Origin of the sequence: Lysinibacillus sp. NPDC097195 (assembly GCF_044762075.1) — a bacterium.
In the GTDB taxonomy this organism is placed as follows: Bacteria; Bacillota; Bacilli; order Bacillales_A; family Planococcaceae; genus Lysinibacillus.
On record NZ_JBIWDP010000001.1, the window covers coordinates 2134522 to 2153180 of the forward strand.

At 37.4% G+C, this 18659-nt stretch carries 18 protein-coding genes and 1 riboswitch; of the genes, 3 read left to right on the forward strand and 15 right to left on the reverse strand.

The window, feature by feature from the left end; translation table 11 throughout:
* Positions 1–73: 73 nt before the first annotated feature.
* Entirely contained in the window at positions 74–916 is an 843-nt protein-coding gene (gene xerA, locus ACIQXI_RS11150) for a site-specific tyrosine recombinase/integron integrase (protein ID WP_402924575.1), read from the reverse strand.
* A gap of 502 nt (positions 917–1418) precedes the next feature.
* Here xerA and ACIQXI_RS11155 point away from each other — a divergent pair.
* Positions 1419–2204: a hypothetical protein gene (locus ACIQXI_RS11155; RefSeq protein ID WP_402924577.1), complete on the forward strand. Its 786-nt coding sequence runs from the start codon at positions 1419–1421 to the stop codon at positions 2202–2204.
* 220 nt (positions 2205–2424) lie between these two features.
* On the opposite strand, the gene ACIQXI_RS11160 is transcribed toward ACIQXI_RS11155, so the two are convergent.
* From ACIQXI_RS11160 to fabF, 5 genes are all read right to left on the reverse strand, one after another.
* Positions 2425–3132, reverse strand: coding sequence for a hypothetical protein (locus tag ACIQXI_RS11160; protein WP_402924579.1), 708 nt, complete (start codon positions 3130–3132; stop codon positions 2425–2427).
* Between the two features lie 261 nt (positions 3133–3393).
* Complete coding sequence (locus ACIQXI_RS11165; protein ID WP_402924581.1) at positions 3394–3858, reverse strand: DUF3291 domain-containing protein; 465 nt, start codon at positions 3856–3858, stop codon at positions 3394–3396.
* A 338-nt stretch (positions 3859–4196) separates the two neighbouring features.
* On the reverse strand, positions 4197–4736 hold the full coding sequence (locus ACIQXI_RS11170) for a PadR family transcriptional regulator (protein WP_402924582.1): 540 nt from the start codon (positions 4734–4736) through the stop codon (positions 4197–4199).
* Positions 4737–4828: 92 nt separating this feature from the next.
* On the reverse strand, positions 4829–5977 hold the full coding sequence (locus tag ACIQXI_RS11175; RefSeq protein ID WP_402924585.1) for a YhgE/Pip domain-containing protein: 1149 nt from the start codon (positions 5975–5977) through the stop codon (positions 4829–4831).
* A 530-nt stretch (positions 5978–6507) separates the two neighbouring features.
* Complete coding sequence (gene fabF, locus ACIQXI_RS11180) at positions 6508–7743, reverse strand: beta-ketoacyl-ACP synthase II (RefSeq protein ID WP_402924587.1); 1236 nt, start codon at positions 7741–7743, stop codon at positions 6508–6510.
* 121 nt (positions 7744–7864) lie between these two features.
* Between fabF and ACIQXI_RS11185 the strand changes: the two genes are divergently transcribed.
* On the forward strand, positions 7865–8716 hold the full coding sequence (locus ACIQXI_RS11185) for a helix-turn-helix transcriptional regulator (RefSeq protein ID WP_402924590.1): 852 nt from the start codon (positions 7865–7867) through the stop codon (positions 8714–8716).
* Between the two features lie 45 nt (positions 8717–8761).
* Here the strand turns inward: ACIQXI_RS11185 and glnA are convergent, their stop codons facing one another.
* The 3 genes from glnA to ACIQXI_RS11200 form a co-directional block, all read right to left on the reverse strand.
* A complete protein-coding gene (gene glnA / locus ACIQXI_RS11190) occupies positions 8762–10096 on the reverse strand; it encodes a type I glutamate--ammonia ligase (RefSeq protein ID WP_402924593.1) in 1335 nt (444 codons plus the stop codon).
* A gap of 66 nt (positions 10097–10162) precedes the next feature.
* Positions 10163–10537, reverse strand: a complete 375-nt coding sequence (locus tag ACIQXI_RS11195; RefSeq protein ID WP_402924596.1) for a MerR family transcriptional regulator — start codon at positions 10535–10537, stop codon at positions 10163–10165.
* 254 nt (positions 10538–10791) lie between these two features.
* Complete coding sequence (locus ACIQXI_RS11200) at positions 10792–12042, reverse strand: methionine gamma-lyase family protein (protein WP_402924598.1); 1251 nt, start codon at positions 12040–12042, stop codon at positions 10792–10794.
* Between the two features lie 147 nt (positions 12043–12189).
* On the opposite strand from ACIQXI_RS11200, the gene ACIQXI_RS11205 reads away from it, so the two are divergent.
* Positions 12190–12795: a trimeric intracellular cation channel family protein gene (locus ACIQXI_RS11205; RefSeq protein WP_402924601.1), complete on the forward strand. Its 606-nt coding sequence runs from the start codon at positions 12190–12192 to the stop codon at positions 12793–12795.
* 105 nt (positions 12796–12900) lie between these two features.
* Here ACIQXI_RS11205 and cobT read toward each other — a convergent pair whose 3' ends face one another.
* The 6 genes from cobT to ACIQXI_RS11235 all read right to left on the reverse strand — a co-directional run bounded on the left by cobT (position 12901) and on the right by ACIQXI_RS11235 (position 18654).
* Positions 12901–13959 carry a nicotinate-nucleotide--dimethylbenzimidazole phosphoribosyltransferase gene (gene cobT / locus ACIQXI_RS11210; RefSeq protein WP_402924603.1) on the reverse strand — a complete coding sequence of 353 codons (1059 nt, stop codon included), beginning with the start codon at positions 13957–13959 and terminating at the stop codon, positions 12901–12903.
* Positions 13960–14061: 102 nt separating this feature from the next.
* Positions 14062–14238: riboswitch (cobalamin riboswitch) on the reverse strand.
* A gap of 87 nt (positions 14239–14325) precedes the next feature.
* The gene (locus ACIQXI_RS11215; protein ID WP_402924605.1) at positions 14326–14628 is read right to left on the reverse strand and encodes a rhodanese-like domain-containing protein; all 303 of its coding nucleotides are present in this window, start codon (positions 14626–14628) and stop codon (positions 14326–14328) included.
* A 249-nt stretch (positions 14629–14877) separates the two neighbouring features.
* Positions 14878–15108, reverse strand: a complete 231-nt coding sequence (hfq, locus tag ACIQXI_RS11220; protein WP_402924608.1) for an RNA chaperone Hfq — start codon at positions 15106–15108, stop codon at positions 14878–14880.
* A 98-nt stretch (positions 15109–15206) separates the two neighbouring features.
* A complete protein-coding gene (gene miaA / locus ACIQXI_RS11225) occupies positions 15207–16100 on the reverse strand; it encodes a tRNA (adenosine(37)-N6)-dimethylallyltransferase MiaA (protein ID WP_402924611.1) in 894 nt (297 codons plus the stop codon).
* Complete coding sequence (locus ACIQXI_RS11230; protein WP_402924614.1) at positions 16087–17004, reverse strand: alpha/beta fold hydrolase; 918 nt, start codon at positions 17002–17004, stop codon at positions 16087–16089. Before ACIQXI_RS11230 ends, miaA begins: the two co-directional genes overlap by 14 nt.
* Positions 17005–17007: 3 nt before the next feature.
* Positions 17008–18654, reverse strand: a complete 1647-nt coding sequence (locus ACIQXI_RS11235) for a glycerol-3-phosphate dehydrogenase/oxidase (RefSeq protein ID WP_402924617.1) — start codon at positions 18652–18654, stop codon at positions 17008–17010.
* Positions 18655–18659 lie beyond the last annotated feature (5 nt).

Consider the following 18659-nt stretch of genomic DNA (forward strand, 5'->3'; position numbering starts at 1 on the left):
TCAATTAAATGTCCCTATAACAGAAAAGACAACCACTTTTACATGGGTGTCTTGAATTACTGAGGATTTAATTTCAAAAGTATTTACTGTAATAGTCTTGTCTTATTTTTCCGCTTAACTGAGCATATATCTTTGTAGTCTCACTCTTTTCATGCCCAAGTAAACTTTGGATAACATCTATTGGCGCACCGTTATTAATCATATGCGTTGCAAAGCTGTGTCGTAATTGATGCGGGTGTATACTCTTTTTTATTCCAGCCCGATTTGATACGCGCTTAATAATATATCTTAAATTATCAATGCTCATACGCCTTTTAGGCTTTCTGTCCGTAATAAACAAACAAGGATCTTCATCCTCCCGTTCATCTAAATACCTTTTTAACCAAATGGAGCAACGAGTATTAAAGTATACTTCTCTTTCTTTATCACCTTTCCCTTGTACAATGACAGAATTTGTTCGAAAATCAATATCATCACGATCTAATTTTACTACCTCCCCAATACGGCAGCCGGTTGAATACATAAACTCAAATAGTGCATTTTCCATCGTTGATTGACAAGCTTCCCTTAGATGTTCGATCTCTAATTCCGAGAGAAACTTAGGAATTCTTTTACCTAATTTCGGCTCTTTCAATTTAGCAGCAGGATTTTTTAGAATATATCCCTCTTCATGTGACCATCTAAATAGTGATTTAACACAACGAATCCTATGCCCTAAACTGGATGGCTTTAAGTGTTCTCCTGACTGTATTAAGTACTCTTTTAATTTTTCTGTATTAAATCCGTTCATATCAATATCACCAAAAAATCGCAATAAAAGATTGTATTGAAAACAATATGTTTTTAATGTAAGTGTTGAATATCCCTCGATTTTTTTATCTTGTTGGTATTTTTTCCACGCTTCGGATAATAACATTTATCTTTCACTCTCCTACTAAGGTTAAATCTAGTATTCTATATTCTATTATGTTCAGAGAGAGGCTTTTTCATACAGTGATTATTCAATAAGCTAAGATATTGATAATTTCCGAAGTCTTTTTAACCAGTTAAAATTAGAAAAGGGGCCTTCCCCCTTTTTCCAGGAAAGCGCCCGTTTGTTGAAGATCGTTATATCAATTAAATATACGGGTTTTTATCAGATATCACTATCTTCATAATCTTGAAAAGTATTATCGTAGCCCTGTTTATTATTTGCATAAAAATCTGGATAGACAATATTCAAAGGAAATTCCAAGAAATGTTGGTTTAACAGCATTTCTTGGATTTCGGTTTCTTTCCAAACTTTCATTTGGGAACGTTATTTAGATTTATTTTGTATACGCTATAAATCCTTATTGCACTATGCACCCGTTAATTGGAACGACTTATCTTACGCATAACATTCTCATAAAAACAGATAATATGGTGAGGTGACTAAGATGTTAAAAACTAAGATTAGTTATATTATTTGTTTTTCAATTATTTTAAACTTGTTTGTTTACAGTAAGTCCATAAATGCAAACTCGTTGGAGTTACCCTTTTCACAACCGAATAGTGATAAAAGTGAAAACAAACAAAATCAGGAATTAGAACAACGTTTAGATAGCCTCGAACCACCTAAACCCACCACTATTCTTGATTCACCCTTTCCCTTTGAAAAAGGGGCAGAGCAGCATTTTCCTACTGATGACCTTCCCATTCCAGTAGCAATAAAAGAAGGAACAAAAATTCCATTCAATGTAATAGTAAGGGAGCCAGACTATATTAGACCAATATACGAAGAACAATGGCATAGCACATATTGGGGTGGGAGATGGAGTTACGTTCCCTCTAGAATCCATTATGCTCAACACCGCATATTTCCTTTTTACGCCATTGGAATTTCTGCTGAATTAAATTTTCAGCAGAATGTGGGTATAGCTTTTCCTACTGAAATAAATGAAACGGACCTTGACCTGTATATAGTTGTATTTCAAACAAATATCACAGATGTTTATACAAAAGGTAATCAAGTTGTTGTTGTTGGAACACCTAAACGAAATGGAGTTGATGTTATTAGCATTAAAACAAGTGATATAAACCCAAGTAATATAGAGAAGTATTTATTAGTTCAATTAGCAACGAATGGAGCTGAACTTGATTATTCTTTAATTGAGTATGAACCACCAGATTATTGGTTACAGCAAAAACAAAGAAATGAACACGAAAAATCTAAAAAAAAGTGAACTTTTGCCTTATCAAGTAACTTGATAAGGCTGTTATATTAAATATTCATTAATATTCATTCTTCTTTAACACGTTGCTTCGTTAATCGAATAAAAAACCTCCCCAAAGCGTCGTTTGGTTACATATCTTAAAAAAACGTTATTCAATAATATGGCCCTTTAATGCAAACGAGCGCTGACCCTTATTACAGAATCGCGCTCGATTGTTGAAGGACTTTCTTTATTCATAAGGAATAAATTCAATTGATTTTACTTGATACATTTTGTCTTTGAATTTATAGGTGATTTGAATATCTCCGATATATCCTCCTACTGAAGAGATTTGTCCTCCGAGCTTTGCAATAAGTTGATTGTTTTTTATTTCAAAGTTGATAAGATTACCAAAGTATATCTCATCAAATAAATGTTCAGGTTGGATACCCAAAGGTTTAATATCAATTGTATATTTCTTGTCACCAATACTAACACTTGCTTTGTTTGATATTAACTCGGTCTTTACGTTTTTTAAAAGTATCGCTAATGGTTCATCAACAGGTACTTCAACTGGTATCAGACTCTGTGTTTTATCTGATTTTCGCTGTTGTGTTTGAAAATGAAAAATATGAACTTCACGTTCTAAAACACCAGTACCAATACCTTTAGTCAAAATTATAACAAGCTCTTTCTTTCCATCTTGGCTGATATCCTCATAGATAATTTCAGGTGACCAAGTAGGACTTGTTGTGTTTATCCAATAAGGTTTTGAAAAAATACTACCTTGAAATTTAATTTTAAAATCCGTATATAATCCATTTAGCTTTTTTGCATAAATGGTAACGCCCACTTTATCAGATTTAGCAATTTCTTCATAGTCATTTGTCATAGCTATCGCCTTCGATAAAACGGCAGAAAGAGATATTGCAATCATTAGAATAAGAATTTTTTTCATAAGAAAACACCTCATTTTAGTGTTCTCGAAATTTCACTGTCTATTCTCTGATTACTTAGTTAATGGAGGTAATAACTTTCCAAAGCTTAGTTTGATCGATAAGATAATATAAACGATTTTTTCCATAATATGGACCTTTAATGAAAAGGAGCGCTGATCCTTATTACAGAATCGCGCCCTATTGTGGAAGATCGTTATTGATCTAAAGCACCCCGTTAGTTTGAGTACAATACTACACATTCCATCCATAAAGAATCCCAACTACTTAATTAAGAATCTCTCCCCTTTTTCATCAAATGTATGCTTAAAATCAAATGCAAAATGACTTGGCCCATGCTGAATATAGTAGTTGTATCTCTTAAATGCCTCCTCCCATGAGACATCCTCCACCTTTTCTGTCCACCAAACTACATAAGATAGATGCTTCTCTGGATATTGCTCTATCCATTTGCTTTTATCTCGTAATGCTTGTATATGCTGTCCTGAATAGGTAAAGCGATATAAGGATTGAAGACTTCTCCATACTGTAAGCGTAAGAATAGGAGAACCATTTCCCTTTACAGTTTCTTCAGGGAAAGAGACTCCCTCAGTTGAAAATGCCTCTATAAGTCCTGATTTAGTTGCCTGAGAAAATACTTCATTTCCAACTTGATAAAATTCACGAGAGATTGGGTGGTAATAGGGATGATTTAGCCTACCAACAGTATAGATTGAAACTAAAGCCATAAATAATCCTCCATCTATAGTCTTTTTATAGATATATTCAAGTGAAAATATAGAAATTCCTTCTTCAATTAAACTGTCCCGTTTGTTTAAGTACATTGTTTCGCAAACTCACATCAAGATTAACATCAAATCATATTTTTAATTTAGAAGTGTTATTCAATTAAATGGCCCGATTGTAGAATAAGAAAAGATCCTGTATATCAATACAGGATCTTTAATCAATCTTTTTTTAAAATTATCGGGCTTTGTTATCAGTACTTTATACAATATAATGTTTGATATGTTAACCAACCCGTTAATTATAAAGATTTTTGTAATTAATACAAGTAGTCTTTTTCTTAAATTTCTTCTTTTCGCACATGCTCGATTAATCTTTCAAGATACTGAATGGAGCCTTGTATTCTAAAATTCGCATAATCGCTGACGAAATCGGCTAGCACTTCTCCACCAGGCTTTACTAAATGTTTTCTGTCCTTAGTAAACAGAAAGTCCCATTTCGCATGCATCCCGTGTAGTTTTTTTTCTAAAATATGAATTATTCTGTCACGATCAACGTATTCCATATTGGCTAGACCAATAACCATATCACCGATTGTATTGGCATTTTCAAGCGATTTATAAATCTTTTTTGGCAAGGCTTCACGGCCTTTTTCAGTAATAGAAAATACATGCCTATCTGGTCGATTCTCTTCCTTAATAACTTCTTTTGTCTCGATTAGTCCTTGCTTCGCCAATGATTCAAAATGATAATATAACTTACTTTCTGTTAAACCATTTATGGAATCAAGTGACTGCAATTCAGCAATCCGCTTTTTTAAATTATAAGGATAATTATCTCCTTCCATAAGCTTGCTAAGAATGAAAATTTGAATTGCCATTGTTTCAGCTCCTTAGGCAAATATTAGTTCTATTTTATCAAAACTAACGATTTACTTCATCAGATTTTTAAGCTTTTATCATTTCTTAAAAATTACTTCTCCACAGCTACTGGTAGTGGTTTATGAAGCACCCAAACAATTAATACATTAATGACCATTGCTACAAAGCCAACTGTTGTTAAACCTAAAACGAACGGTGCCGCACTCACACTACCAAATATATTGTTAAAGTATGCTTGTACAGAATAATACATTGGTGAAATATGGCTCATCCATTTATACGGTAAATACATCATATCGCGAGAGATTGTTGCCCCATTAGCGATTGTTTGGATTAATAAAATAGGAATGTTTAAAATCATACCCGCTTCACCAACTAATAATACGAAAATAGCAGTGAAGTTAAAGCTTGCCCAATAATTTAGAGTTTGTTGGCCCCAAATTTGGAAGAAGACATCTACTCCTGATAAATCATTGATGGCAAATGACATAACTGTTGATACTATACCAGCTACCATACCGATAATAATCGATGTTAATTGCATATAGATAAATAAACGTGTTTTTGTTGCTTTCCCGCGATTGGCTTTAAATGCGCCTACTAATTGCATCGCACCAATCATAGCCCCAACATAAATGGCCATCGTTAAGAACATTGGTAGCATATTGTTATGCATACCATCTGGTACATCGTTGATTGTTACAGTATTTCCTACATAACTATTTTCAATTTGCGCCGCTAATTCAGCTGCTTGCTCTTTTGGCACATGTAAGTTCATTAAAATTCCTTGGGCTGTTTGTTGTGAAAATTGTGCACTTAATTGCGCATTAATTTGCATTACAATTTGTTGCATTGATGAAGATACTGCTGTTGCACTTGCTTCATTGATTGAGAAATCAATACTTGATGATACATCACCTTTTTGTAAATCAGCTGAAAACGTCTCTGGAATATGAACGACTAAAGCTAAGTCATTTTTTTCTAAATCTTTTATAGCCTCTTTATTTGTGATATCTGTTTGAATATCCTCGAATGGCAGCTGTTCAGTTAAACTATCAGCTATTTGTGCTCCATATTCCCCTTTATCATCATTAATAATGGCTATCGGTAATTGATCAATATTGCCCGGTATGGCAGTGTATCCTGGTAAAAAGATACCTAGCATACATACCGCGTATAAGATCCCCATAAAAATAGAGCCCTTGGCACCTTTCGTTTTTAAAAACTCTTTAAACTTCATTTAATTAGTACTTCCCTTCTACAAACCCATTTTCTATTTATATTCTAAATGGAATAGTTTAATTTAAGTAGTTTAATTAAACCGTGATTGTAATTCTACAAAAATATGAATTACTTTGCAATGAATAGATAAAGGCAAAGAACAGTAATTTTTATATTTTGTCTAAAGTGTGAAATGAGCAATGATACATCTTCAAAATAAGGAAATGCTAAGACTAACGACCTTGCACAGCCCGTTTATAAAATACAAATTTTGCAAAATAGAAAATAAATATCAAAGCCTTGCTATTTTTTACTAATATTAGATGAAACCGTGTGTTGCATCGATTTAATCCTAGATTAAATCGGGGAATCATTTGTTTGTCCTCCAAAATCTCCACTCACAACTTGATGTTCGCCATTACACTTTTACATAGCAAAAAAGAGTTAGATTGATTGTAAGCAATCTAACTCTTTCTTTATTACTCCCGACGTAGGTTATGACCGGAGTAAAGGCGCTATTCAAATTATAGAAGTGATTGTTTTAACTATTTACTGATATTTTTTTAAAACAATTGCTGCGTTATGACCGCCAAAGCCAAATGAATTTGATAACCCCATTTTTATATTTGCATGGCGAGCAACGGTCGGTACATAATCTAAATCACATAAAGGATCGGGATGTTCTAAGTTAATTGTCGGAGGGATAATTCCTTCCTTTAAGCTCATCGCTAAAGCTATTGCTTCTACGCCTCCAGCTGCTCCTAACATATGACCAAGCATCGATTTATTCGCTGTTACGGGAATTTGATAAGCTTGTGTTCCAAACAACTGCTTAATAGCCATCGTTTCAGAGATATCCCCCACTTTTGTACTTGTGGCATGGGCACTTATGACATCGATTTCTTCAGATGAGATATTGGCATTTTTTAAAGCTGCTCTCATGGCAAGGTAGGCACCTTTGCCTTCTGGATGGGTAGCTACGATATGATGTGCATCTGAACTTGCACCATAGCCAATCACTTCTGCATAAATTTTTGCTCCTCGTTGTAAAGCATGCGATAACGATTCTAAAATTAATATGCCCGCGCCTTCTGACATAACAAAGCCATCTCTACCATCATCAAATGGATGGCTAGCCATCGTAGGTTCATCGTTTCTCGTTGATAATGCTGTCGCATTGCCAAAACTTGCTATTGATAAGTCTGTTATCGCAGCCTCTGTTCCCCCTGCAAACATCACATCAACTTCTCCGTAACGAATTAATCGAAAAGCTTCTCCGATAGCCGTATTGCCAATTGCACAAGCAGAAACAGGAGACATCGATGGGCCCATTGCTTTCCACTTGATGCTAATTTGAGCTGCAGCCGCATTTGAAATCATAGCAGGTACTAGTGTTGGACTAACTCTTCGTGGCCCTTTCTGTCTAAGCGCATCTATATTTTCAATAAAAGTTTCAATTCCGCCTATGCCCGAACCTACATAGACGCCTAATCTTTCATGATCAATCAACTCGCTGTTCAAATTGGCATCTTGCCACGCTTGTTCGGCCGCAACTAAAGCAAATTGTGCAAAACGGTCTAATGTTTTTGCTTCTTTTTTCCCTAACAATGCCTCAGCATTGAAGTCTTTAATCATGCCAGCAATTTTAGTTTTTTGATTTGTAACATCAAATGTATCAATCGTTGTAATACCAGATTGTCCATTCATTAAATTATGCCAAAATGTTTGAATGTCGTTTCCTAAAGGAGAAACGACTCCCATCCCTGTAATAACAACTCTCTCCATTGTTCATTCCCCCCAATTGATATGATAGTTGTATTTTACATCGTATATATCCTATTACAAGACACTGTTTATCCTGGTATAATATCTAATAGGTAAAAAATGATACTGAGAGGTTTATAACATGAATGATAAAAATAGGCTTGAAGCTTTGTCGACATTTTTAAAATCGAAACGGGCCCAAATAAAGCCCGAGTCTATTGGTTTGCCTGCCGGTACGCGCAGAAGAACACCAGGCTTACGTAGAGAAGAAGTTGCTCAATTAGCGGGTGTCAGTACTACTTGGTATACATGGCTAGAACAAGGAAGGGATATTAAAGTATCTGCAAGCGTCCTTGATTGTATCGCTTCTGCATTGCAATTAAGTATTGATGAAACGGACTATTTATATAATCTTGCCCTGGAAGTAAAATCAGAAATCACCCCTTTAAAAAAGGAACTATCCGAGTTAAGCCCTGCTTTAAAACGAATTTTAGCTGAATTGACGTATTGTCCAACAATCATTACTGATCGACATTGTCATATTGTCGGATGGAACAGTGCAGCAGCTCATGTTTTTTTAGACTTTGAACAAGTACCGATTAGTGAAAGAAACTTGATTCGTTTAGTGTTCACAAGAAAGGAATTCAAAGCATTGGCCGTCAATTGGGAACATTTCGCAAAAGGCTTTCTTGCTATTTTTCGTACTTATTATGGCCACTATTTAGGGGATGAATGGTATAACGATTTTATTGAAGAAATGAGTCAGTCCTATCCAGCGTTCCGAGATTTATGGCAAGAAAGTCAGGTGAGTAAAGCACCAGAAATGACTATTGAATTTAGACATGCCAAAGCAGGCAAGATGTTGTTTAATTTAACTTCTCTACAAGTGCAAGGCGATATGGATTTACGATGCAGTATTTACACACCTATTGAAGATACAGATACAGAAGATAAGTTGAAACGATTAATGAGGAAAGTTAGCGCTGAAAAATAATACGAACATAAAAGCGTTGGAGCCCTAGAGCCCCAACGCTTTTGATTAATACATTTTTAAATATTGGTCGCGTTCCCATTGGTGTACTGTTGTACGATACATGTCGAACTCGATTTCTTTTGCTTCTTTGAAGTTTGCATAAATGTGCTCACCTAAAGCAGCTTGAGCTACTTTATCTTGCGCAAGTAATGTTAACGCATCGTCAAGCGCTGGAGGTAAATTTGCGATACCGTTTGCTTTACGCTCTTCTTCAGTCATTACGTAGATATTACGGTTAATTGCCGCTGGTGGTGTTAATTGTTTGCGAATACCTTCTAGACCCGCTTCTAAAATAACAGCCATCGCTAAATATGGGTTTGCTGATGGATCCACTGAACGTACTTCTACACGAGTTGATAGACCACGCGCAGATGGGATACGGATAAGTGGTGAACGGTTTTGTGCAGACCATGCTACGTAACATGGTGCTTCATAACCAGGAACTAATCGTTTATAAGAGTTTACTGTTGGGTTTGTTACAGCTGTGAATCCTTGTACGTGTTCAAGGACACCTGCCATAAATTGCATTGCAGTTTCAGAAAGACCTAGTTCAGTCGATTCATCGTAGAATGCATTTTCTTTACCTTTAAATAAAGATACGTTGAAGTGCATACCAGATCCTGCTTCACCGAATAATGGTTTTGGCATAAATGTCGCATGTAAACCGTGTTTACGGGCAATTGTTTTAACAACTAATTTGAATGTTTGGATGTTGTCACATGCTGTAATAGCATCTGCATATTTAAAGTCGATTTCATGTTGACCTGGTGCTACTTCATGGTGAGAAGCTTCAATTTCAAAGCCCATTTCTTCAAGCTCTAAAACGATATCACGACGACAGTTTTCACCTAAGTCAGTAGGTGCTAAGTCGAAATAACCACCGTGGTCGTTTACTTCTAAAGTAGGTTCACCTTTTGCATCTAATTTAAATAAGAAAAATTCTGGCTCAGGCCCTAAGTTGAAGCTTGTGAAGCCCATATCTTCCATTTTTTTAAGGATACGTTTTAAGTTATTACGTGGGTCACCAGCGAATGGTTCACCTTTCGCAGTGTATACGTCACAGATGAAACGTGCTACTTTCCCTTTTTCTGAAGTCCAAGGGAACACTACGAAAGAATCTAAATCAGGATATAAATACATATCTGATTCTTCGATACGCACGAAGCCTTCAATTGATGAGCCATCGAACATCATTTTGTTTTCTAGTGCTTTATCTAGTTGACTAACAGGAATTTCAACGTTTTTAATTGTACCTAGAATATCCGTAAATTGTAAACGTATGAAACTTACATTTTTTTCCTCTATTAAACGCTTGATGTCCTCTTTTGTGTATTTACCCACAGTTTTCCACACTCCTATAAATTGTCTAACATATATCATTACCCTATTCTATTAACAAAAAAACCTTTAATAGAATCGAGATAAATCACCACGTCGAATGGATGATTTTTGCATGCGCTGAGCTTGACGCATTTCTTCGCGCATAATACGACGTAATTCTGTGTCGCTTAAATCAGGTTCTTCGGTTGCAACAGGATCTAATTTTTTAGCAAATAACTTTTTAATTTTCGCCATATTCATGCCCTGCTCTAAATAATCTTTTATTTCAAGAAGTGTATCAACATCATTTAATGAAAACATACGTCGATTACCTTCTGTTCGGTGTGGCTCTATTAAATGGTGTTCTTCATAATAACGAATTTGGCGTGCCGAAAGCTCGGTTAATTGCATCACGATACTCATAGATAATAACGGCATCGTTCGTCTAATTTCACGACTCATTTAATTCCCCCCTAATACCCGCTTATCATATAACGAAAAATTTTCACTGTCAATAAAGATGTAAGGTTTCCTAACATGGATTTTTAATTTTTTTTTGAATTGATGAAAAATTGTTAAAAACTATACTTTTTACGGCTTTTTTCTTAATAATAAATTGTATGAAGTTCAGGAACAGCTCCCTACATTGACAACCTGCTAATACTGACATTACGAGCAAAGCCCCATCACAAAACTGTGATAGGGCTTTGCAATAACTATTTTCGGATGCTTTGTACCGCGCTACATATAGCGAATTTCACGTGCTCATATGTTAGACCACCTTGAATAAATGCGGTGAACGGTGGTCGAATTGGGCCATCAGCTGTCAGTTCGATACTTGAGCCTTGAATAAATGTACCTGCCGCCATAATAACATCATCTTCATAGCCAGGCATATAAGCAGGCTCTGGCGCATAATGCGCATTAATCGGAGAGTTTGCCTGAATTTCACGACAGAAAGCAATCATTTGCTCAGCAGTATTAAACGATACCGATTGAATTAGGTCTGTACGCTCTGCGTGATAACTTGGGAATGTCGTCATGCCTACTTCCTCCAACATAGCCGCAGTGAAAATCGCACCTTTTAATGCTTGACTCACAACATGAGGTGCTAGGAAAAAGCCTTGATAGAAATCACCAAGCGTATTTAATGTAGCACCTGCTTCTGCACCAATTCCTGGTGATGTCATACGATACGCACATTTTTCTACTAGATCCGCTCGTCCTGCAATATAGCCTCCTATTTTTGCTAAGCCTCCGCCAGGATTTTTAATCAATGAACCCGCTATTAAATCTGCGCCTACTTCTGTAGGTTCCTGCGCCTCTACAAATTCACCATAGCAGTTATCTACAAAAATAACGGCATTCGGTGCCAGTTCTCGTACCTTTGCACACATTGCTGCAATTTGCGCAATCGTAAAGGATGGACGAGTGGCATAGCCTTTAGAGCGTTGAATGGCTATCATCTTCGTGTTTGGCGTAATGGCCGCAGTAACTGCATCCCAATCAATTTCTTTGTTATCCAGTAAATCTACATGGCGATAGCCAATTTTATAATCTTTGAGAGAGCCTGTATCTTTGTCTCCACCATCGACAATCGACTGTAACGTATCATATGGTTGACCTGAAATATAGAGCAATTCATCACCTGGTCGTAACACACCGAATAAACTAAGCGTAATCGCGTGAGTGCCGGAAATAATTTGCGGTCGCACAATTGCTGCCTCTGCTCCAAAAACTTGTGCATATACCCGCTCAAGATTGTCCCGCCCTTCATCATCATAGCCATAACCATTGGATGGATGTAAGTGATAATCGCTTACTTGATGTGTTCGGAATGCAGCAAGTACCTTTTGCTGATTGATGAACGCCATATTTTCCACCTTTGTGTGATAAGGGCGCACCTTTTCTTCTATTTTTTCCGCTAATGTTAGCGTTTCTGCTGTTAAATGGGTTGTAAAAGTCATTATTTTCGTCTCCGTTTCAAATTGTTCTTTCCTATCTTATCAATTTGTTTGCAAGCCTGCAAAAATTGCTATTGTGTCTAACTGTTAAATGCGCTAAGCTAAGGGGCGGACTTACTACAATATATTCTCGTTTAAGGAGGGAAAGTGATGGCTTGGGAAGTTTTTAGCATTATCGGGACAATTGCCTTCGCTATTTCCGGAGCAATAATAGCAATGGAAGAAGAATACGATTTATTCGGTGTATATATACTTGGCATTGTAACGGCATTCGGTGGCGGTGCCATTCGTAATTTACTAATCGGGCTACCCGTTACAACATTGTGGGGGCAAGATATGATGTTTCAAATCGCGATTGCGGCCATTACGATATTTTTTATCTTTCCGCATCATTTGATACAGCATTGGCATCGTTGGGGCAATTTAACTGATGCCATCGGTTTATCGGCTTTTGCGATTCAAGGTGCATTGTATGCTGTCAAACTCAACATGCCGATTAGTGCGGTGATTGTTGCGGCAGTTTTAACTGGATCAGGCGGGGGGATTGTGCGAGATTTACTAGCCGGACGTAAGCCACTCGTGCTACGCGATGAAATCTACGGTGTCTGGGCAGCACTTGCTGGTCTTCTAATCGGATTAGAATTATTACAGGGAGATATTTTCTTATATGTATTATTCGGTGTCATTACGATACTACGCGTACTATCTTATATGAAGAAATGGCGCTTGCCATTGCGTAAGTTGCATCGAGCTTAATAGAGGGGGCTACTTCATTAAAGAAGCGAAGGAGGTCCCCTGACATAAAAAAAGTGTTAAATTGAATTCAATTCAATCTAACACTTTTTGCTTTTTCTAAATCAATTATTCCTTAGCTATTAGCGCCATCGTCTCTGCTAATGTTGCCATCTTGCTTACCATCGAACAAGCTGCATCTAAAATTGGAAAGGCTAAAGCTGCACCAGAGCCTTCTCCCAATCGCATATTCATATGTAGCATCGGCTCGACGCCTAACAGTTTGGCAGCAATTTTTGCACCTGGTTCTTCAGAGGCATGAGAAGGAATTATATAGTCTTGCACTTTCGGTTCCAATTCATGGGCAATAAGCGCTGCTACCGTAGAAATAAAACCATCAATCACAACTGGTTTACGATTGGCAGCAGCAGCAAGTATAACGCCAGCCATTGCACCGATTTCTAACCCACCTACTTTGGCAAGAATATCAATTGCATCATGACGATTCGGTTTGTTTAATTCAATAGACTTTTGAATAACAGCTACTTTATGTTCGATTCCTCCTGACCCTAGCCCAGCACCGAACCCAGTTACTTCATGCGGATGACAGCCATGAAGCACAGATAATATCGCGGCACTCGGTGTTGTATTACCAATCCCCATTTCACCAGTAGCAAGTACATTTGCCCCTTGTGCAATTTCCGCTGTCGCAACTTCAATGCCTACTTCAAGCGATTGAATGGCTTCTGCTCTAGTCATCGCTGGACCTAATGCCATATTATCTGTACCGTATTTAATTTTCTTAATGAGCACACCCGCATCAAGCGGAACATCTTCTTTGACGCCAACGTCTACCGTTACTACTTTTGCATTTGTTATGTTAGCAATCGCACAAACGCCTGTCACCCCTTTAGGAAAATTCAACGTTTGGAGCAACGTTACATCTTGCGGGTTTGACGTGACGCCTTCAGCACAAACACCGTGATCTGCCGCACAGACGATAATTGTTTTATGATCTAGTTTAGGATTTAGTTGTCCGGTGATTCCAGCTAGTTGTATGGCAAGTGACTCCAGTTTCCCCAAGCTATTTGGTGGCTTGCTAAGGGAATCAATATAGTTTTTAGATTTTTCCATCATTTGTTTGTCAGCGTATTGAATACTTTGCAACGTTTGCTGTAGTAGTTCCATCGTTATCTCTCCTTTTAATATCTTTTACATACAGAATGAAAAAAAAGAAAAGCCTGTAGTTTATTTCATCACAAATAAACTACAGACTTTTCCATCGTCTATATCATCCGAAGCAATTAGGCAGGTCTCCTGGCTCAATCTCAACATTTTATAGAACCTTCCCAGACAATGCTAGTGGTATTTTTCTATAAAACTCCATTTTACAGTGGCGGGACCGCTAAAGATTTTCACTTTATTCCCTATTCTCCCAAAGCGGGCACCTAATGCTTGTATGTAATTACTTTCAATTTACGACAAAGTATTTTTAGTGTCAATAAAAAAGAGGTAGTAAACGACTGACTCGTTCAATACCTCTGTAACGCTATATTATTTAAATTCTAATTCCCCATCGTAGGCTAACATGCCACCTTCAAGGTTTGTTACATCATAGCCTTGTGCTTCTAAATAGGCACAAGCATTTGCTGAACGTGCACCAGCTTTACATACAATAATGTATGGTTTTGCACTATCTAATTCGTTTAAACGTTCAGGTATTGTACCAAGTGCAATATGTTGGGCACCCGGGATTACGCCTTGTGCTACTTCATCATCTTCGCGTACATCAATAATGTATAGGTCTTCGTTAGCATCTAAGCGTTCTAATAATTGTGTTGTATCCATCGATTTCATTTGTGTAATCCTCCAATATATCAATTTCCTATTACATTATAGCGTGTACGAAAAAAAACAGCTAGTGATGTAACACCGCTATGACTTAGGAAGGGCTGCTAGCAGCTTTGCGATGCGCCACGAAGTCCTTTTCACTCGCCACAAAAACTTTGCGATATACTAAAAAAGAATAAAAAAATACAAAAGGCATGAGATTGAACTTCTTTCTGCCTTTTGTCAATATGTCGCACTTATTGCTAAGTATATTTTCTATACTTCTGTCTCTAAAAATTCAACTTGCTTAGCTGGAACGAATGTAGAAATTGCGTGTTTGTAAATGAGATGCTGTTTACTTTCAGCATCTACTAATAATACTGTAAAGTTGTCATAAGATTTCACAGTTCCTTTTAACTGGAACCCGTTTAACAGAAACACAGTTACAAAAACACTGTTTTTACGTAGATGGTTCAAAAACGTATCTTGCAAATTAATTGATTTCATAGAATGCGCCTCCTCTACTCTCTTTCTACCTCTTCATTCCTATAGTAGCATGATATCCCAATTTATCAATTAGTAATTTTTAGAAAATATTAAAGTTTTTAGTCTTTTCTAATAAAATGTATATCCATTTTGTTGCGGAAATAAGTAAGCTGTCTTTTTGCGTAGCGACGAGAATTTTGTTTTAAATTTTCAATTGCCTCTTCCAATGAGCAACGACCATCTAAATAATCATATAATTCTTTATAGCCAATCGCTTGTATCGACTGCACACCTCGAATATTTTGTTGCCACAATCCTTTTACTTCTTCTAACAGCCCATTGTCCATCATCAAGTCCACACGTCGATTAATACGGTCATATAGCTCTTGTCGAGTCATATTTTCACCTAGCCCTATAATCAAGTGGCGATATAATGGAATTTCTCCACGATTGTGCGCCTCTGAAGCCTTAGAAACACCACTTAATTCAATCATTTCTAACGCTCGAATCACACGTCTCGTATTGTTAGGGTGAATCGTTTGGGCCGTTTGCGGGTCAAGCGCAGTAAGCTTTGCATGCATCGCTTCTGGACCTAGCTTTTCTAGTTCCTCATAATAAGCCTTACGTGCTACCTCATCTACTTGTTCCTCTGTAAATTGATAATCGTAGAGCACTGCTTGTACATATAGACCAGAGCCCCCAACTATAATGGGTAGCTTTCCACGTGCCTGTATTTCACTAATTTTGGCACGCACCATTTTTTGATAGTCTGCTACAGAAAAAGACTCCGTTGGCTCCTTGAAGCTTAATAAATGATGTGGCACTCCTTGCATTTCTTCCTCAGTAATTTTTGCTGTGCCAATATCTAAACCTTTATAAATTTGCATGGAATCGCCATTAATGATTTCACCATTATATTTTTTGGCTAACTCAATGCTCAGTGCTGTTTTACCTGAAGCTGTAGGACCTACAATTGCTACAACTTCTGCTTGCTGTATTTTATTTTCTATCATATTTTTCTAACCACCGTAATAAAACTTGATGAACCGCCTGTTGATTGTCCTCATTTAAAATTTCATGTCGCTTATCTTCAAATAAATAAACTGTGACATCCTGTATACCTGCTGCCACAAACTGTTCAGCCACCTTGTACACACCCTGACCTGCATCACCAACAGGATCCTTGCTACCACTTATCAAAAGGATCGGTAAGTTTTTCTTTATTTTTTCTATTTCTTTTTTTCGATTTAGTTCCTTAAAACCTGCCGTTAAATCAACGAAAAATTGATTGGTTGGAATAAAGCCACAATAGGGGTCCTCTATATATTTTTGTACTTCATGCTCTACAGAACATAACCAATCATACGTTGTTTTCGGATTGGAAAACTGTTTATTAAAACTTCCAAAGCTCAATTTATTTAATAACGCGCTCTCTGTTTCTTTACCCCTTTGTATCGCCAACACTTGTGCAACATAATGCCCTACCATATGCAAGGCCGAGACACTCCCAGTTCCACAAAGAATAACGTTATCGACATTATGCCCGTAGAGTTGAATATATCGTCTTGCAATAAAAGATCCCATACTATGACCGAATACGATTAAAGGCACATCTGCAAATGGGGCATGCATTGTCATAATTACTTCACGGACATCTTCCACAACACGATGAAAGCCTTTTGTTTCAGCAAAAAAACCTAATGTGCCGTTATAAGCAGCCGTTTCGCCATGGCCACGATGATCATGCATCGTCACAGCGTAGCCCGCAGCACAAAGTATGCGAGCAAAATTAAGATAACGTCCGCTATGCTCTGCCATACCATGTAAAATATGAATATGACCTATACATGGAATAGTGGGAGTCAAAGTGCGCGTAAAGACAAAATGCCCATCTGACATTTTTACATAACGCTCCATAAACTACACCTCCACATTGGCAAAACTTGTTGCATCGATAATCGCCTGTTCTAATTGGGCTATATAAGTATTTCGTTGGGACTCTGAATAGTTGAAACGCTGTTGCATGACTTGAATAACTTGTTGCTTATATTGTTGCACTGCATCAATATCAAAGTATAATAAGCCCGTTCGACGAATAAAGAAATCACAAGGTGTATAGACCATTTCAGCCTCTATTCCGTACAGTAACATTGCATGTAAGACAAGTGGCATCGTACTGCCATGTTCGTGCAAATACTTAACTTGATTAAATAATGCATCTACATTTGTACCATATTTTTGGACTAGATGCTTTGCTTCATCATAATTCAAGCCATATTGAACACCTTCTCTTGCTTTATAGGCAGTATAATCTGGGAAGTTAATGGCATTGATACCCTTTGCACCCGAAAGCGATAGTTCGCGCGTCATACACGGACCTGCATGTTTAAATTTATGGATTTTGACAATTTTATCGACAATGGTTTCCGCCATTTGACGGTAGCCTGTTAGCTTACCACCCGCAATCGTCATTAAACCGCTTGGTGCTGTCCAAATTTCATCCTTTCGGGAAATCTCAGATGGATCTTTGCCTTTTTCAAAAATTAGTGGACGTACACCTGCCCAAGAAGACTCTATCGTTTCTCGCGTAATGTCTGCTGTAGGAAAGACGTTTTTGGCCGCTTCAATTAAATAATCGACATCTTGCTGTGTCGCTGTAGGGTGAACAGGGCTTCCTTCATAAACTGTATCCGTTGTCCCTACATACGTTTTGCCATCACGCGGTATGGCAAAGGCCATTCGACCATCGGGAATATCGAAATAGACTGCCTGTTGCAATGGAAAATGCTTTTGATCGAGTACGATATGGACACCTTTTGTTAATCGTAATTGTTTTTTATCCGTATTTTTATCTTTTTGACGGACTTCATCTACCCATGGACCCGTAGCATTGACAATTTGTGCTGCATGTACTTCGACTATTTTTCCTGTTACATGGTCTTTTACTTTTGCCCCAATGAGCTTTTTCTTGTTATATAAAAACCCTGTCATCTCAGCATAGTTTAAGCAAAGTGCGCCATATTCAACCGCTTTTTTTAGCACTTCAATAGTTAGTCGTGCATCATCTGTACGGTACTCCACATAATAGCCGCCACCAACAAGATCATCGCGCTTTAAAAGTGGCTCTAGCGCGGCTGTTTCTTGTGCACTCAGCATGGTGCGACGTTCCTGCTTTTTCACACCTGCTAAACGGTCATAAATTTTTAATGCAACTGAAGTCGTAAATGGACCTAGCGAACCATTCTTATATAATGGCAACAGCATCTTTTCTGGTGTCGTTACATGGACGGCATTGTCATAAACAATTTCTCGTTCACGTCCCACTTCTGCCACTACCCCTACATCAAATTGCTTTAAATAACGAAGACCACCATGAATAAGTTTTGTTGAACGACTAGATGTGCCAGCCGCAAAGTCTTGCATGTCAATGAGCGCGACCGATAGTCCCCTTGAAGCCGCGTCAAGTGCCACGCCAGCACCCGTAATACCACCTCCAATTACTAATACATCAAAGCTATATTGCTCTAAATAATCTATAATTTTTGGACGATGCTCAAATGAAAACATACTTT

Bases quoted from the DNA above. Each gene is read 5' to 3' on its own strand.
- ACIQXI_RS11195 (WP_402924596.1), bottom strand. From the start codon at position 10,537: ATGAGTCGTGAAATTAGACGAACGATGCCGTTATTATCTATGAGTATC.
- ACIQXI_RS11230 (WP_402924614.1), bottom strand. From the start codon at position 17,004: ATGGAGCGTTATGTAAAAATGTCAGATGGGCATTTTGTCTTTACGCGC.
- ACIQXI_RS11215 (WP_402924605.1), bottom strand. From the start codon at position 14,628: ATGAAATCGATGGATACAACACAATTATTAGAACGCTTAGATGCTAAC.
- miaA (WP_402924611.1), bottom strand. From the start codon at position 16,100: ATGATAGAAAATAAAATACAGCAAGCAGAAGTTGTAGCAATTGTAGGT.
- ACIQXI_RS11235 (WP_402924617.1), bottom strand. From the start codon at position 18,654: ATGTTTTCATTTGAGCATCGTCCAAAAATTATAGATTATTTAGAGCAA.
- cobT (WP_402924603.1), bottom strand. From the start codon at position 13,959: ATGGAACTACTACAGCAAACGTTGCAAAGTATTCAATACGCTGACAAA.
- xerA (WP_402924575.1), bottom strand. From the start codon at position 916: ATGTTATTATCCGAAGCGTGGAAAAAATACCAACAAGATAAAAAAATC.
- ACIQXI_RS11205 (WP_402924601.1), top strand. From the start codon at position 12,190: ATGGCTTGGGAAGTTTTTAGCATTATCGGGACAATTGCCTTCGCTATT.
- ACIQXI_RS11160 (WP_402924579.1), bottom strand. From the start codon at position 3,132: ATGAAAAAAATTCTTATTCTAATGATTGCAATATCTCTTTCTGCCGTT.
- ACIQXI_RS11170 (WP_402924582.1), bottom strand. From the start codon at position 4,736: ATGGCAATTCAAATTTTCATTCTTAGCAAGCTTATGGAAGGAGATAAT.
- ACIQXI_RS11155 (WP_402924577.1), top strand. From the start codon at position 1,419: ATGTTAAAAACTAAGATTAGTTATATTATTTGTTTTTCAATTATTTTA.
- ACIQXI_RS11185 (WP_402924590.1), top strand. From the start codon at position 7,865: ATGAATGATAAAAATAGGCTTGAAGCTTTGTCGACATTTTTAAAATCG.
- ACIQXI_RS11165 (WP_402924581.1), bottom strand. From the start codon at position 3,858: ATGGCTTTAGTTTCAATCTATACTGTTGGTAGGCTAAATCATCCCTAT.
- ACIQXI_RS11175 (WP_402924585.1), bottom strand. From the start codon at position 5,977: ATGAAGTTTAAAGAGTTTTTAAAAACGAAAGGTGCCAAGGGCTCTATT.
- hfq (WP_402924608.1), bottom strand. From the start codon at position 15,108: ATGAAATCAATTAATTTGCAAGATACGTTTTTGAACCATCTACGTAAA.
- fabF (WP_402924587.1), bottom strand. From the start codon at position 7,743: ATGGAGAGAGTTGTTATTACAGGGATGGGAGTCGTTTCTCCTTTAGGA.
- ACIQXI_RS11200 (WP_402924598.1), bottom strand. From the start codon at position 12,042: ATGACTTTTACAACCCATTTAACAGCAGAAACGCTAACATTAGCGGAA.